At 50.3% G+C, this 14,929-nt stretch carries 14 protein-coding genes; 11 read left to right on the top strand and 3 right to left on the bottom strand.

The features are described 5' to 3' along the window. The first annotated feature begins 141 nt into the window (after window positions 1–141). From recQ to BZG72_RS10560, 4 genes are all read left to right on the top strand, one after another. Window positions 142–2,022 carry an ATP-dependent DNA helicase RecQ gene (gene recQ / locus BZG72_RS10575; RefSeq protein ID WP_077666779.1) on the top strand — a complete coding sequence of 627 codons (1,881 nt, stop codon included), beginning with the start codon at window positions 142–144 and terminating at the stop codon, window positions 2,020–2,022. Continuing rightward, window positions 2,009–2,311, top strand: a complete 303-nt coding sequence (locus BZG72_RS10570) for a DUF3630 family protein (protein ID WP_077666763.1) — start codon at window positions 2,009–2,011, stop codon at window positions 2,309–2,311. The genes recQ and BZG72_RS10570 overlap by 14 nt, the downstream gene beginning before the upstream one ends. A gap of 112 nt (window positions 2,312–2,423) precedes the next feature. Further along, a complete protein-coding gene (locus BZG72_RS10565; protein WP_046074459.1) occupies window positions 2,424–3,092 on the top strand; it encodes a 7-cyano-7-deazaguanine/7-aminomethyl-7-deazaguanine transporter in 669 nt (222 codons plus the stop codon). Between the two features lie 61 nt (window positions 3,093–3,153). Continuing rightward, a complete protein-coding gene (locus tag BZG72_RS10560; RefSeq protein ID WP_077666762.1) occupies window positions 3,154–3,588 on the top strand; it encodes a GNAT family N-acetyltransferase in 435 nt (144 codons plus the stop codon). Between the two features lie 559 nt (window positions 3,589–4,147). Here the strand turns inward: BZG72_RS10560 and elbB are convergent. Then, the gene (gene elbB / locus BZG72_RS10555; RefSeq protein WP_077666761.1) at window positions 4,148–4,798 is read right to left on the bottom strand and encodes an isoprenoid biosynthesis glyoxalase ElbB; all 651 of its coding nucleotides are present in this window, start codon (window positions 4,796–4,798) and stop codon (window positions 4,148–4,150) included. A gap of 453 nt (window positions 4,799–5,251) precedes the next feature. On the opposite strand from elbB, the gene polA reads away from it, so the two are divergent. Both polA and BZG72_RS16615 read left to right on the top strand, forming a co-directional pair. After that, on the top strand, window positions 5,252–8,002 hold the full coding sequence (gene polA, locus BZG72_RS10550; protein WP_077666760.1) for a DNA polymerase I: 2,751 nt from the start codon (window positions 5,252–5,254) through the stop codon (window positions 8,000–8,002). A gap of 197 nt (window positions 8,003–8,199) precedes the next feature. Then, on the top strand, window positions 8,200–8,247 hold the full coding sequence (locus BZG72_RS16615) for a hypothetical protein (RefSeq protein ID WP_438616993.1): 48 nt from the start codon (window positions 8,200–8,202) through the stop codon (window positions 8,245–8,247). 312 nt (window positions 8,248–8,559) lie between these two features. On the opposite strand, the gene yihA is transcribed toward BZG72_RS16615, so the two are convergent. Next, a complete protein-coding gene (gene yihA / locus BZG72_RS10545; protein WP_046074455.1) occupies window positions 8,560–9,201 on the bottom strand; it encodes a ribosome biogenesis GTP-binding protein YihA/YsxC in 642 nt (213 codons plus the stop codon). A 149-nt stretch (window positions 9,202–9,350) separates the two neighbouring features. On the opposite strand from yihA, the gene BZG72_RS10540 reads away from it, so the two are divergent. The 5 genes from BZG72_RS10540 to hemN all read left to right on the top strand — a co-directional run bounded on the left by BZG72_RS10540 (window position 9,351) and on the right by hemN (window position 13,842). Beyond that, complete coding sequence (locus tag BZG72_RS10540) at window positions 9,351–9,968, top strand: c-type cytochrome (RefSeq protein ID WP_046074454.1); 618 nt, start codon at window positions 9,351–9,353, stop codon at window positions 9,966–9,968. Window positions 9,969–10,636: 668 nt separating this feature from the next. Further along, window positions 10,637–11,278 (top strand): class I SAM-dependent methyltransferase, encoded by a 642-nt coding sequence (locus tag BZG72_RS10535; protein WP_077607199.1) that lies wholly within the window; start codon window positions 10,637–10,639, stop codon window positions 11,276–11,278. Continuing rightward, on the top strand, window positions 11,275–11,760 hold the full coding sequence (gene yihI / locus BZG72_RS10530; RefSeq protein WP_077666759.1) for a Der GTPase-activating protein YihI: 486 nt from the start codon (window positions 11,275–11,277) through the stop codon (window positions 11,758–11,760). The genes BZG72_RS10535 and yihI overlap by 4 nt, the downstream gene beginning before the upstream one ends. A gap of 13 nt (window positions 11,761–11,773) precedes the next feature. Beyond that, window positions 11,774–12,268, top strand: a complete 495-nt coding sequence (locus BZG72_RS10525; protein WP_046074451.1) for a DUF2489 domain-containing protein — start codon at window positions 11,774–11,776, stop codon at window positions 12,266–12,268. 200 nt (window positions 12,269–12,468) lie between these two features. Then, complete coding sequence (gene hemN, locus BZG72_RS10520; protein WP_077666758.1) at window positions 12,469–13,842, top strand: oxygen-independent coproporphyrinogen III oxidase; 1,374 nt, start codon at window positions 12,469–12,471, stop codon at window positions 13,840–13,842. A 68-nt stretch (window positions 13,843–13,910) separates the two neighbouring features. On the opposite strand, the gene add is transcribed toward hemN, so the two are convergent. Beyond that, window positions 13,911–14,912, bottom strand: coding sequence for an adenosine deaminase (gene add / locus BZG72_RS10515; RefSeq protein ID WP_077666757.1), 1,002 nt, complete (start codon window positions 14,910–14,912; stop codon window positions 13,911–13,913). Window positions 14,913–14,929: the final 17 nt, after the last annotated feature.

The raw sequence follows: 14,929 nt of genomic DNA, 5'->3' as shown, positions 1-14,929 counted from the left end.
AGGGATGAACACGAACGTGTGCATGTTGCCTAGATGTAACAAGTTGTAAGGGCGGGCGCAAGCACCTTTCTCTGTGCTCAGGGTTTCATCGCTTACGGGGTGTCGGTAGAATGAGCGCCAGTTTGAGTAATGAGCTTGATTATGTCCGCCACCCCCGCCCATGCCGATGCGTCAACCGCGACTGACGTCGCTACCGCTGATCCTGCCATGAGTCCTGCCCATCAGGTACTCAAAGCGGTGTTTGGTTATCACCAGTTCCGCGAGGGTCAGCAAGCGGTGATTGATGCGGCGATTGCGGGGCGTGACGCCTTGGTGATTATGCCGACCGGGGGCGGGAAATCACTGTGCTATCAGATCCCTGCGTTGGTGCGCACTGGCTTGACCGTGGTGATTTCACCTTTGATTTCATTGATGAAAGATCAGGTTGACCAGCTTAATGCCAATGGTGTTGCCGCGGCGTGTTTAAACTCAGCGATGACGCCTGAGGCGCAAGCGGACACCTTGCGCACGTTAAATCAGGGGGAGGTGAAGCTACTCTATGTGTCGCCTGAGCGCGCGTTAGGGCGCGACTTTATCCATCGCTTAACGGAGTGGCAACTGGCGTTGATTGCGGTCGACGAAGCGCACTGTATTTCCCAATGGGGCCATGACTTTCGCCGCGAATATGCCTCTTTAGGCCAGCTCAAACAGCACTTTCCTGATGTGCCTGTGATGGCGCTGACAGCCACCGCAGATGCCACCACGCGCGAGGATATTTTATCCCGCCTTGCCCTGCACGATCCCTTGGTGCATCTGGGTAGCTTTGACCGCCCTAACATTCGCTACACCTTGCTGGAAAAGCACAAACCTTTGGCCCAATTGGTGCAGTTTCTGAGCGGTCAACGCGGCCAATCAGGGATTGTCTATTGCAATAGCCGTAAGCGGGTTGAGCAGGTCACTCAAAAACTGTGTGATAACAATATGCTCGCCGCTGCCTACCATGCGGGAATGAGCACTGAGGCGCGCGGCTCTGTGCAAGAGGCGTTTCAACGTGACGATGTCAACATTGTGGTGGCGACTGTGGCGTTTGGGATGGGGATCAATAAGCCCAATGTCCGTTTTGTGGTGCACTATGATGTGCCGCGCAATATTGAATCTTACTACCAAGAAACCGGCCGAGCAGGGCGAGATGGACTGCCGGCTGAAGCGGTGTTGTTGTATGACCCCTCCGACATGGGATGGCTCCATCGCTGCTTGGAAGAAAAGCCGGATGGGCCCCAAAAGCAGGTCGAAAGCCATAAACTGACCGCGATGGGCGCGTTTGCTGAAGCGCAAACCTGTCGCCGTTTAGTGCTCCTAAACTACTTTGGCGAGAATCGCCAAACCCCTTGTGGCAACTGTGATATTTGTCTCGACCCACCCACCCATTTTGATGGCACCGAACAAGCACAAAAAGCGCTGTCGTGCGTGTACCGTGTTAACCAAAGCTTCGGGGTTGGATATGTGGTGGAAGTGTTGCGCGGGATGCAAAATCAGCGCATTAAAGATCATGGTCACGACAAGCTCTCTACCTATGGCATCGGGCGAGAGTGGAGCCATGAATACTGGGTGAGTATTATTCGCCAATTGATCCACCGCGGTTATCTGGTGCAAAACATTGCCCGTAGTTCGGTGCTGCAGTTGACCGAACAAGCGCGACCATTGCTGCGCAGCGAGATTGCCCTCGAGCTGGCGGTGCCGCGTATTGGCCTCAGCCCTCGCACCAAAGCCAACAAGCTGAGCCAGCGCCATTACGATAAAAAACTGTTTGCCAAGCTGCGTAAGTTACGGAAAGCCATTGCTGACGAAGAAGATATTCCGCCTTACGTGGTATTTAACGATGCCAGTTTGATGGAAATGGCCGAGATGCTGCCGTCATCTCAAGCGGAGCTCCTGGCGGTGAGTGGCGTGGGGCAGCGCAAGCTAGAAAAATTCGGCGATGCATTTTTGGACTTAATTGATGATCATCTCAGTGTGAGTGAATTTGGTTATGGCACCGAGTAACTGGCAACTGATGGCGTCCGACGGCGCCTTGGCGTTTTATCAGCCGCAGCTGGATGCGGATAATGCTAAAGAAGTCTGTCAGCCATTGTTAGAAACCCTCGCAGCCTCTGTGCTTGAGCGGCAACAAGACGCTGACATGATGACCTGGCTGATTGATTTTGAAGGCACGCGCTTGATGCTTAAAGCGGCACATTATACCCAGAGCGTGTGGTTAGAAGCGCTGGATGAGGAGGGCGACGAGGTGATTAGCTTTTTGCGCCGCTGGTGGACGCGTCGTCCGCCTCTCTAAATTGCACTGGCACCGTCGATTGATTGCTGTATAATTCGCCACCTCGCGCTACCTGCAGACAGGTAGCTAAGTCTTTTGGGTTCCCTCGCCCCCAATAACAAAAAGGTGCACTATGAGCCACTTTTCTCTTGCTCAGCAGCGTAAAGCGCTGGGCTACCTCGTGATTTTTCATTTACTGATCATTGCCTCCAGCAACTACTTGGTGCAGATCCCCTTTACGGTATGGGGGTTTCATACCACGTGGGGAGCGTTTACCTTTCCGTTTATTTTCTTGGCGACGGATTTAACGGTCAGGATCTATGGTCCGGCATTGGCACGCCGTATTATCTTGCTGGTCATGGTACCTTCGCTGCTGATTTCTTACGTATTATCCGTTTTGTTTTACCAAGGCAGCTATCAAGGCATGGAACAGCTGGGTACGTTTAATCTCACCGTTGCGCGAATTGCGATTGCCAGCTTTATGGCTTATCTGCTCGGCCAGATCTTAGATATTCATGTGTTTAACCGGTTACGCCAGCAACGCCAATGGTGGGTCGCGCCGAGTTGTTCTACCTTGTTTGGTAATGCGTCAGACACGCTCGCGTTCTTTGCGATTGCGTTTTACCAAAGCCAGGATGCCTTTATGGCTGAGCATTGGGTTGAAATTGCCTTGGTAGACTATGCCTTTAAGCTGATTATTAGCTTGGGGCTGTTTATTCCTATGTATGGGGTGTTACTCAACTTGATTATTCGACGAATCACACAGGTGACGCCGTCGGCGACGGTACAGCAAACGTCCTAATTAGTAGCAGAATAAAGAGTCGCATCGCGGCTCTTTTTTTACATCAATGCGGGGAGGTGAGATGGAAATTCGTGCTGGGCACTTAGAGGAGGCGGTAACGGTGCTTAACAGCGTGCCCGAGTTGGATGCGGGTGTATCCTTGGAGCAATGCCACGCGCGATTAGCCGGACGCACGGCATTGGTATTGGTGGGATATCTACACGGTGAGCCTGTGGGGGCGAAAATAGGCTATGCCACCAGTGAGACCCAGTTTTATAGCTGGCTCGGCGGAGTGACCAAAGCGGCCCGTGGCAAAGGGGTGGCGAAAGCGCTACTCAAGGCTCAAGAAGCGTGGGTTGATGAGTCGGGGTATCAAACGCTTGCGGTTAAATCACGCAATCGCTTTACCGCGATGGTGTGCATGCTGGTTTGTCATGGCTATCAGATTGTGGCGTTGGAGGAAAAGGGTCAGCCTGCTGACTATCGCCTTTATTTTGAGAAGCAGATCAATAATTGAGCAGTGAATGCAAAATAATCGCATTTTCTTCTTGATGAACGATAATGAGAATGGTTATTATTAACTTGCACTCAGGGCAAGCCCACATGCTTAACCCTGAAGGCACGACATTGCTCACATTGCTTCCAGTGTATTAGCGGGGCGCTTATCAGACAGTGATTAAGTTAGCCTATTTTTGCTAGGCGACACCTTTCGGGGTGTCGCTTTTTTCTTTTCTGGGCAAGGGCTTTTCGAACCCGGGTTGTTGGTGTGATGGCTGTGGGTGCAATGACAGTTTGATGACAGTGAGAGAGTCTGCGCACAAGATCAACAAATGAAAAAGATTCTCAATTAAGTGTTGAAAACGGTAATGAGAATGGTTATTGTTAACTTGTCTTCAGGGCCAAGCCCATATGCTCAGCGCTGAAGGCACGACATTGCTCACATTGCTTCCAGTGTATTGGGGCCAGCAAACTGTTACTAAGACAGCTTTGATTTTGCGCTCACTTGTTATAGCGACGCCCATCTCGGCGTCGCTTTTTTCTTTCCTCTTCTTTGTCTCTTTGTGGATGAGCGTGGCTTAGGCGAGCTCAACCAATTTTTTTACCATACGATTGATGCCAACGGCCGCATCAGTGACGGATGTCGCGAGCATATAGGCGGGGGTGGAAAGCAGATGGTGACGTTGGTCTAACACATAATCCGATACCGGACACTCTATATGTTCACCACCCATACGGTTAAAGGCGGCGGCGATATCAGGCTCATTACCAATGGTGCCTTTGACGCTTTTCGGGTAGATCTGCGGGATCATAATAGGGGCAATACACATATAGCCAGCAGGCTTCTCGGAACGGGCAAAGGCCTGACACACCGCAAACATATCTTGGTGCACCTGAACCGGATCGCCATTGTAGGCAAAATCCGACAAGTTTTTCGCTGCCCCAAAGCCCCCGGGAACCAGTAAGGCGTCGAAGTCATCGGCGTTCAGATCGGTCAGCGGAAGAATATCTCCACGTACAATGCGGCTGGCTTCAGTGAGCACATTACGCGTTTCGCTCATCGCCTCGCCAGTACGATGGTTAATGACATGGTGCTGATCGATATCTGGCGCAAAGCACTGCCATTGGGCATCGTTTTGCTCAAGGGCAAGTAGGGATAACACAGTTTCTTGGATCTCGGCACCGTCAAACACGCCGCAGCCAGATAAGATCACAGCAACCTTTTTCATGACGCTCTCCTTGTATCGGCATTTACAATATTGCAATCAGAGTGGGCAATGCATAAAGCATCGTCTACGCTTAATGGCGTTTGACAGTGTCGCATTGGCCAAGGGCTTATGCGAAATAGTAGTCAAGATCGCAAGATAAATTGGTGATTATCTCCGCAGTTTGTGATGACTTTCTCTGCAACCTTTGACACCGATAGCGATTTCTTTTTCCACACCACAGGATCCTTTTTCGATCAAGATCTAGATCCTGTGTTTTTATTTAAGTTAATGTTTTTATTTAATAAAAAATCCATTTTTCATGCTTGTTTAGACAAAATCAAAATCCTATAAAATAATTACCAACAAAGTTATCCACAGATTGGCGACCTTGTGGGAAAAACCATGGTTAACAGGGGTCGAGACTCGTGGCATGCTTAACGGCTAACGTGTTTAACTGGCGATCAAGATTCTGATATGGCAACTCTTCCCGACAATCCGTTAATCCTTGTGGATGGCTCTTCGTATCTTTACCGGGCATACCATGCGTCTCCCAATCTCACTAATAGCCAAGGCGAACCCACTGGCGCGGTGTTTGGGGTGGTGAATATGCTGCGCAGCCTGTTGCGACAGTACCCGCATTCGCATGTGGCGGTGATTTTTGATGCCAAAGGGAAGACGTTCCGTGACGACATGTACGAGCAGTACAAAGCCAACCGTCCACCGATGCCAGAGGATCTACGCGGGCAAATTGAACCTTTGCACAAGATTATCAACGCGATGGGCTTACCTTTACTGGCGGTAGAGGGCGTGGAAGCCGACGATGTTATCGGCACGCTCGCCGCTCAAGCCTCGAAAGCGGGGATGCCGGTGCTTATCAGTACGGGTGACAAAGATATGGCGCAGTTGGTGGATGAGCATGTCACCTTAATCAACACCATGACTAATGTGGTGATGGATCCTGAGGCGGTGCGTGAGAAGTATGGTTTCGGCCCTGAGCATATTATTGATTATCTGGCTCTGATGGGCGACAAAGTCGATAATATTCCTGGCGTACCGGGTGTGGGCGATAAAACCGCGACCGCGTTGATTGCCAATCTAGGTGGCTTGGACGATATTTACGCCAACCTTGATAAGATTGCTGAGCTCAGCTTCCGCGGCGCCAAAAGCATGGCGAAGAAATTGACTGAGCATCGAGAAGCCGCTTACCTGTCATATCAACTCGCTACGATTAAATTGGATGTAGCGCTCGATTTCACCCCTGAACAGCTGGTCAAGCAAGCGCCTGATAATGACACCTTGGTGACCATGTATCGTGATTTGCAATTCCGCCGCTGGCTCAAAGAGCTGGATGAAGGTGATGCGCCGGAAGAAGTGGTGTCTGATGAACCTATCTCGCAAGCGACCACGATTGACCGTAGTGGCTACCAAACGCTATTAACGCGGGACGCACTAGACACTTGGCTGAAGAAAATTCGTGACGCTGAGGTGGTGGCGGTCGATACGGAAACCGATAGTCTCAACTATATGGAAGCCAATCTGGTTGGGATTTCATTTGCCGTCGCGCCAGGTGAAGCGGCCTATGTACCCGTGGCTCATGATTACCTGGAAGCGCCCGCTCAGTTATCGCTGGATGAAGTGCTGGAGGTGTTACGCCCTTGGTTGGAAGACCCTTCAGCCGCGAAAGTTGGCCAGAATCTGAAATATGATGCCAGTGTGTTTGCGCGTCACGGGATCACCCTAAAAGGGATTGCCTATGACACCATGCTGGAGTCGTACGTCTACAACAGTGTCGCGGGACGCCATGACATGGACAGCCTCGCTGAGCGCTACTTGCAGCACACCTGCATCAGCTTTGAAGAGATAGCGGGGAAAGGCAAGAAACAACTGACCTTTAATCAAATTCCTCTTGAGCAAGCGGCACCTTATGCGGCGGAAGATGCCGATATTACGTTGCGTTTGCATCAATACCTGATTAGTAAAGTCACCAGTGACGAGAAACTGAAAACTATCTTTGAGTTCTACGAGATGCCGCTAGTCAGCGTGTTGTCGCGCATGGAACGTCATGGTGTGCTAATCGACAAAGACAAGCTGGCGACCCAATCAGAAGCGCTACATACTCGCTTGATTGAGCTTGAGCGTGAAGCGTTTGAGATTGCCGGCGAAGAGTTCAACTTAAGCTCGCCCAAGCAGCTACAAGCGATTTTGTTTGAGAAAATGGGCCTGCCGGTGGTAAAGAAAACCCCATCAGGCAGCCCCTCAACCAATGAAGAAGTGCTGCAAGAACTCTCACTCGATTACCCGCTGCCAGCGCGGATTTTGGAATACCGCGGATTGGCAAAACTCAAATCGACTTACACGGACAAATTGCCGCGCATGATCAATGCGCAAACCGGCCGCGTGCATACCTCGTATCATCAAGCCGTTACTGCAACAGGGCGCTTATCGTCCACCGATCCGAACTTACAAAATATCCCCATTCGTAACGAACAGGGTCGCCGTATTCGAGAAGCCTTCACCGCGGAACCGGATCACACCATTTTGGCGGTCGATTACTCGCAAATCGAATTGCGAATTATGGCGCACCTATCCGGCGATAAAGCCTTGCTAGAAGCGTTCCGTGACGGCAAAGATATTCACGCCGCCACCGCAGCGGAAGTGATGGGGGTGAGCCTCGACGAGGTCACCAGCGAGCAGCGCCGCCGCGCTAAAGCGATCAACTTTGGTCTGATTTATGGCATGAGTGCTTTTGGTCTGTCCCGTCAGTTAGGGATTGGCCGTCAAGAAGCACAAAGCTACATGGATACCTACTTTGAACGCTACCCAGGCGTGAAAGCCTATATGGACCGCACCCGTGAGCAAGCGGCGGAAAAAGGCTATGTAGAGACCATTTTTGGTCGTCGTCTTTATTTGCCGGAAATTAAATCGCGTAATGGCATGCGTCGTAAAGGGGCAGAGCGCGCGGCAATCAATGCGCCGATGCAAGGAACCGCCGCCGATATTATCAAGCGTGCGATGATACTGGTTGATCAATGGATTCAAGCCAATGCGGCGGATGATGCTCGCCTAGTGATGCAAGTTCACGATGAACTGGTGTTGGAAGTCAAAACGTCATCAATGTCCAAAGTTGAAAGCCAAGTACGGAAATTGATGGCATCAGCGGCTGACTTGGATGTCCCTTTGATTGCCGAAGCCGGTTTCGGGGATAACTGGGGAGAAGCCCACTAAGTTCAGGGTTTTTATTGACCTTTCTGTCGTTTTATACYGAAAGCCGATATTTTTATCGGTTTTTTTTGGTCACTATCCACCTGATCTTTGGCGTTTTTACTCTAAACCGCCTTATTTTTATGAAAAAAAATTACGTAAGATACTTTTCAATACTGAGTGATTGATATACAGTTAACAACGTAGGGTACAGAGGTAAGATGTTCTATCTTTCAGACCTTTTGTTTCACGTTATTGGATTTGGCTGATTCAGCAGCCCCAGTCAGGATACTGACTGGGGCTTTTTTTATTGGCTAATCGTCAACGCGATGAGTCGACCCTGCCACTGCCTTTTTTSTGTTTTGCTGATTCGCATCATCCCATTCTTTTCAAAAAAATTAGAGTAATTACTTTAATTGTGGCTGGAGGCTTGGTTATAATGCGCACAGCTTCTTGTTCTTTATGTGTCTATGGGGGCTGATTGAGCTCGCTTACGCACAAAGATTCGCCGACTCTCGTATTGAGGGTCGGCTTTTTTTTATCTGCGTAAGCGACAGGTGGGCCCTACCCGTCCAAGAGGGTTAATCGGTTGGCTGTGGGTCGTCTGCGATCACCGGGGGTGTTTGTTGATACCAAGCGTCTAGTTTACGGCGCAATTTATCGACGCCCATCCCTTTGAGCGATGAGTACAACTCGACCTCAACATCCCCGCAAAAGGCCAGTGACGCTTCGCGGATTTTCATCAGTTGCTGCTTACGTGCCCCTGATTTCAATTTGTCGGCTTTGGTCAGTAGCACTAACACCGGTAAGTGAGATTCAACCGCCCAGTAAATCAGTTGCTGATCCAAGTCTTTCATCGGATGACGAATATCCATCAAGACCACTAATCCGCCAAGTTGATCACGTTTTTGTAAATATTCCCCCAGCGAACGCTGCCACTTCTCTTTCATTTCCAACGGGACTTGGGCATAACCATAACCAGGTAGGTCGACAATGTGACATCCTTCGTCCACTTTAAAGAGGTTAATTAATTGTGTGCGCCCGGGTGTCTTACTGGTCTTTGCTAGGCTCTTTTGGTCACAAAGACGGTTAAGGGAGCTAGACTTACCGGCGTTGGAACGGCCAGCAAACGCAATCTCTATCCCCGTATTATCAGGAAGATGGCGAATGTCGGGTGCGCTGGTAACAAACTGGGTGTTACGGTAATTAAGTGATTGCTCCACTGTTAACTCCGTCTCGTCTTGGTGTAGTAGACTGATTACTTTTGTGTGAATTTGTGTAAAATAACCGTGCTCGGTTTTTGATCGGTAATTGTACCATGACGGTAACTAAGTAGTGGTACTGGAAGCTTGATAATTATAAACGGAATGTCATGAAGAAATTAGCGCTAATATTGACTCTCCTCGCCAGCACTTCAGTCTGGGCCCAAGGAGATGCTGAAGCGGGCAAAGCAAAATCCAATACCTGTGTCGCCTGTCACGGTGCTGACGGTAACAGTGTTTTGCCTGATTACCCAAACTTGGCGGGTCAGCACGCCAACTATCTAGAGAAACAACTGAAAGAATTTAAGCTCGGCGCGCAAAGCGGCGGTGAGCAGGGGCGTTATAACGCTGTGATGGCTGGTATGGTGGCACCGCTCTCTGAGCAGGACATGGCAGACTTAGCGGCTTACTATGCAACCTTAACACCCAAGCCTGGCACCACGCCCGAAACGGCCATCGAAGTAGGCCGTCAGCTCTACATGGCGGGCGATCCGGAGCGCGGTATTGCAGCCTGTACAGCCTGTCATGGTCCTCGCGGGAATGGCACCCCTTCTTCTGGTTTCCCGAAAATTTCTGGCCAGCCTGCGAAGTATCTAGCCAGTCAGTTGAAAATGTTCCGTGCCGGAGAGCGTCATAATGATATGAACAAAATGATGCGCTCGGTTGCGGCGAAACTGACGGACAAGGAAATTGATGCACTGTCTAACTACTTAGGCGGGCTCCACTAATAACCGAGCTGTCCAACGAAAACGGTGGCGTAATGTACGCTACCGTTTTTTTTATCTCTTCCATTTATGCGACAGTCTATGGCGCTTGGCACGCATTTTGTCAGCACATCACTGATAGCGACAACGGCGACCTTCTGCGTAAGAGATTGGCTATTCTCTTGCAAGAAAAACACGTCATTTTTTGAAAGACATATTTTAGGTTTATTTAAAATCAGTCAGTTACCTCTGTGTCTTGTTTCCTGACTCAATATTTTATGGCTGGTATTCTAGGCAGTCGCGCTCATTGCGATATGCTACCACTATCAACAGGACGTTGGTCTTAAGGACAAGTGATTGAGCCAAGCAAGGCACATGAGCACCAGGACGGTCTGACCACAGGATGTGGATGTTGCCAAGGTAGGCGCACAAGGACGACGTGACACAGGATGTGTGGTGGGTGTCGAACGACAAGGACGCAGGAAGCGACTGACACGCCGTTTGCGACCCACGATAACAGGACGTTGATACTAAGGCGCCAAGCGCCATGAGTCAGGGATGAACAAGGTACCAGGACGGACACTATCCGCTTATTATCGCAAGCGCGATACGCGACAGGCTTTATGCCTGTCGCTTTTTTATTGACCCACTTTCTGCTACATTCGCGCCAGCTTTTGGCATAGATGAATGATATGCAGCATTGCCCTTTATGTGAGCACACAACAACCCATCTTTATCATACCGACAAACGCAGAGCGTACCTTCAGTGCGCGGCGTGTGCGTTGGTGTTTGTTGAGCGCCAGGCATTGCTCGCGCCTGAAAATGAGAAAGCTATCTATGACTTACACCAAAATCACCCTGAGGATGACGGTTATCAGCGTTTTTTATCGCGCGTGATCAACCCTTTACTCGACCGCTTATCGGTGCCAGCAAAGGGATTAGATTTTGGTTGTGGTCCTGGGCCTGTCTTGGCCAGTATGCTGCGAGACGCAGGGCATGATGTCGCCTGCTATGATCCCTTCTATGCGCCACAAACCGACGTACTGGATGCACATTATGACTTTATTACCTGTACGGAGGCCATCGAGCATTTCTATTGGCCAAAGGTGCAATGGCAGCAGTGGTTGTCGATGCTCAAGCCGGGGGGTTACTTGGGCATCATGACCAAGCTGGTTAAAGATCCAGACGCTTTTTCACGCTGGCACTATAAGAATGATCTGACGCATGTCAGCTTTTTTAGCCGATATACATTCCAGTTTTTAGCTCACCAAGCGGGGTTGGAACTGACGTTTATCGGCAACGACGTAATTTTAATGAGGAAACCAGAGTCATGACGCGTAAAAAGAAAACGCGCCGCGTAGGATCGGAAGGCCCGGCGCAATACGTAGATAAGAATCAGAACGAGCAAGACCGCATTGCGCGAATGCTGAAAAAGCAAAAAAAGCGTAAAGGCAAAAAAGCCGGCTCGCGTCATTCAGAAGAAGACAACAAGCAAGTGCGTCGCAGCGGTGGCAAAAAAGACCCGCGCATAGGCAGTAAAAAGCCGATCCCATTGGGTACGGATGCAGAAAAACCTAAGCAACCCAAGCTCACACCAGAGCAAGAGCTCGCCAAGCTTGAGCAAGATCCACAATTGAACGTGTTGTTGGATAGAATCGAAAATGGCGAGAAATTAGGGGCGGGTTTACAAGCTTATGTGGATGAGAAGCTGGATCGGATTGAGGTGCTGATGGATAAACTGGGCCTGCTTGCCGACGATAACGAGTTGGATGATGGCGACGACCTGCTGGCTAAATTTGAGCAACAGGACGATTAACAAGGAGTAACCGGTGCAGGAGTGGATCTGGATATTGGCAGGACTTGGGGCGCTCATTATTTTAGCGCTATCGGTTTACGCAGGCGTATTGCTGGCGAAGTTAAAGCGACAAACCAAGTGGCAAGCCGAGATGAAAGAGGCAGCGATCAACCAACGCAATGACAAAATCATTGAGAGTGTTGATGTGATTGCGTTTGCCGCACTACAGAATCAATGCGATTTATCGGAGGCTGCGATCCGCCTTTACATGATCATGGATCATCTACAAGGCGATAAACGGGTTGCGTTTGATAGCCGCTACCCGGCCTTGTTTGAACTGTATGAGGCGGTAAAAGATACCCCTCGCGGTGAGGCAAGGAAAGGATTGAAAAAGAATGAGCGCATGCGACTCGACTTAGACCGAGCCAAACATGAAGCGCGTTTGGAAGAGGCGATAAAAGTTGAGCTTGCGGAAATCCTCGCCTTCACCGGCGCGCGTCACATCCCTGATCATATCCTCACGCACTAAGTGTGACTGTCTGGAATGCAGCCTATCGTGGCTGCTTTCCTCTGTCATTTTGCCTCAATACCCTTATAATTATTGGGCGAAAATCGATCTCACCGACACTTTCGCAACACCAGTGCGGGTAGTGCTAAACACCTTACTCAAGGCTGTGGCACACTAGACGCTGTTACTCCTTTCCTAAGCGCTTTTGCGGAATGTAAGCCATGTCATCACCACAAATCATTTGGGATCAAGCCCTTATCAATAAGTACAACTATTCAGGGCCCCGTTATACGTCGTATCCGACGGCACTCGAATTTCATGAGGCGTTTGCGCCCGCGGAATTTGATATGGCGTGTAGTCAGTACCCTGAGCGCCCGTTGTCGTTGTATGTGCATATCCCGTTTTGCCACAAACTTTGTTATTACTGTGGCTGCAATAAAGTGGTGACACGGCACCAACACAAGGCGGATGAGTATTTAGATGCGCTTGAGCACGAAATCCGTCAGCGCGCTTTCTTGCTGGGTTCACGTCGAGTGACTCAGCTGCATTGGGGCGGTGGCACGCCCACCTTTCTCACCAAGGCGCAAATCTCCCGCTTAATGGGATTGTTGCGTCAAGAGTTTGGTTTTGAGCGCGATGCGGAAATCAGCATTGAAGTCGACCCGCGCGAAATTCCACTCGATATGCTCGATCACCTGCGGAGCGAAGGTTTCAATCGCATCAGTATCGGGGTGCAAGACTTTGATAAAAAAGTGCAGCAGCTGGTCAATCGCGAGCAAGATGAAGACTTTATTCACGCCTTGGTTGAACGTGCCCGCGAACTGGGCTTCCGCTCCACCAACCTCGATTTGATTTATGGCTTGCCCAGCCAATCTCCAGAGGGGTTTGCCAAAACCTTAGCGCAAGTTTTGACGATGCGTCCGGGTCGACTCTCAGTGTTTAATTACGCGCACTTGCCTAATTTGTTCGCGGCGCAGCGCAAAATCAAAGAAGAGGATTTACCGTCTCCGGACGCCAAGCTCACCATGTTGCAAGACACCATCAATACGTTAATAGGGGCAGGTTATCAGTTTATCGGGATGGATCACTTTGCTCTGCCTGATGATGAGCTGGCGGTGGCGCAGAGAGAAGGGCGTTTACATCGCAACTTCCAAGGCTATACCACGCAAGGTGACTGTGATCTGCTCGGACTCGGCGTATCGGCGATTTCGATGATTGGTGATTGTTACGCGCAGAACCAAAAAGAGATGAAAGCGTATTATCAGCAAGTGGATGCTGAACGCCATGCACTGTTTAAAGGCGTGATGCTTGAGCCGGATGATCGCATTCGTCGTGATGTCATAAAAGCGCTGATGTGTAACTTCACCTTAGAAAAAGCGGACATTGCGACACGTTACCAGATAGATTTTGATCAGTATTTTGCTGAAGATCTGGCGTTACTGCAGTGCTTTATTGATGACGAGTTGGTGCAAGTGACCGATCAAACGATTACGGTGACCAAAACAGGCCGTATGCTGATCCGCAATATCTGTATGAGCTTTGATGTTTATTTGCGAGATAGAGCGCGTCAGCAACAGTTTTCGCGGGTGATTTAGCCGTAAAAAACCGCCAAATGGCGGTTTTTTTACGGCGCGAGGCTCGTGTGGAGAGGCTCTACGGCGACCTATCGTGTTGCCGCGTGGGCTGTCAGTGCGGCTTTCTCGCTATCAGACAAGAAAGCAATCGAAAGACCATTTTCTTGCAATGTGGTGATTTGCGCAGGGGTTAAGCCTGCGGCAGGGGCAGCCACTTCATACTCATAGGGCAGCTCAATGCCTTCTACCGCTGGGTCGTCGGTATTCAAGGACGCCAAAATGCCATGGTCGAGGAATTGACGCACAGGATGTTGTGCGAGATCGGCAATGGTGCTGGTTTGGATGTTTGACGTCAGGCAAGTTTCGATACCTATCTGGTGTTTAGCCAAATAATCCATCAGCGCTGGGTCCTCTATTGCCTTGACCCCGTGACCGATTCGGGTGGCGCCGAGCTCATTGATTGCCTGCCACATACTGGCGGCGCCAGCGGCTTCGCCCGCGTGCACGGTGACTTGCAGGTCGCTGGCCCGTACTTTGGCAAAGTGCTCGGTGAATTGATCACCTGGTTGGCCCAGCTCATCTCCGGCCAGATCGATGGCGACTAAGTGTGATTTTTGCGTCAGTAGCGCATCGAGCTCGGCCATACATGCTTGCGTGCCGAAAGTACGGCTCATGATACCAATCAAGTTGGCTTTCACGCCAAAGTCGCGGCTACCCGCCTGCACACCATCTACCACGGCTTCTACCACCCCTTCGAGGGGGAGCTGATGCTTCAGCGCCATGTAGTAGGGCGAAAAGCGCAACTCGGCATAATCAATTTGAGCGTTTAAGGCATCTTCTACGTTTTCGTAGGCGACGCGACGAACGGCATCTAAATCACCTAATACTGCCACGCCCCAATCGAGCTTAGACAGGAACGCGACCAAATCGGGTTCGGTCTCAACCACTTGCACATGTGGGCGCAATGACTCGATATCAGTAGCGGGTAGCGGCATCGCAAATTTTTGCCCTAATGCCAAAATGGTTTCGATACGAATATTGCCGTCTAGGTGGCGGTGTAAATCCGTCACGGGTAAGTCTTTTCTTATCATCATCGGTTCCCAGCAGG

Source organism: Salinivibrio sp. PR6 (genome assembly GCF_001995955.1).
Classification (GTDB): Bacteria; Pseudomonadota; Gammaproteobacteria; order Enterobacterales; family Vibrionaceae; genus Salinivibrio; species Salinivibrio siamensis.
Note: the sequence above shows the minus strand (reverse complement) of the source record. Positions and strands in the feature narration are given on the sequence as shown.

Coding starts and splice junctions, on each gene's coding strand:
- BZG72_RS10565 (WP_046074459.1), top strand. CDS start 2,424: ATGAGCCACTTTTCTCTTGCTCAGCAGCGTAAAGCGCTGGGCTACCTC.
- recQ (WP_077666779.1), top strand. CDS start 142: ATGTCCGCCACCCCCGCCCATGCCGATGCGTCAACCGCGACTGACGTC.
- add (WP_077666757.1), bottom strand. CDS start 14,912: ATGATAAGAAAAGACTTACCCGTGACGGATTTACACCGCCACCTAGAC.
- BZG72_RS10560 (WP_077666762.1), top strand. CDS start 3,154: ATGGAAATTCGTGCTGGGCACTTAGAGGAGGCGGTAACGGTGCTTAAC.
- polA (WP_077666760.1), top strand. CDS start 5,252: ATGGCAACTCTTCCCGACAATCCGTTAATCCTTGTGGATGGCTCTTCG.
- BZG72_RS10570 (WP_077666763.1), top strand. CDS start 2,009: ATGGCACCGAGTAACTGGCAACTGATGGCGTCCGACGGCGCCTTGGCG.
- hemN (WP_077666758.1), top strand. CDS start 12,469: ATGTCATCACCACAAATCATTTGGGATCAAGCCCTTATCAATAAGTAC.
- elbB (WP_077666761.1), bottom strand. CDS start 4,798: ATGAAAAAGGTTGCTGTGATCTTATCTGGCTGCGGCGTGTTTGACGGT.
- yihI (WP_077666759.1), top strand. CDS start 11,275: ATGACGCGTAAAAAGAAAACGCGCCGCGTAGGATCGGAAGGCCCGGCG.
- BZG72_RS10535 (WP_077607199.1), top strand. CDS start 10,637: ATGCAGCATTGCCCTTTATGTGAGCACACAACAACCCATCTTTATCAT.
- BZG72_RS10540 (WP_046074454.1), top strand. CDS start 9,351: ATGAAGAAATTAGCGCTAATATTGACTCTCCTCGCCAGCACTTCAGTC.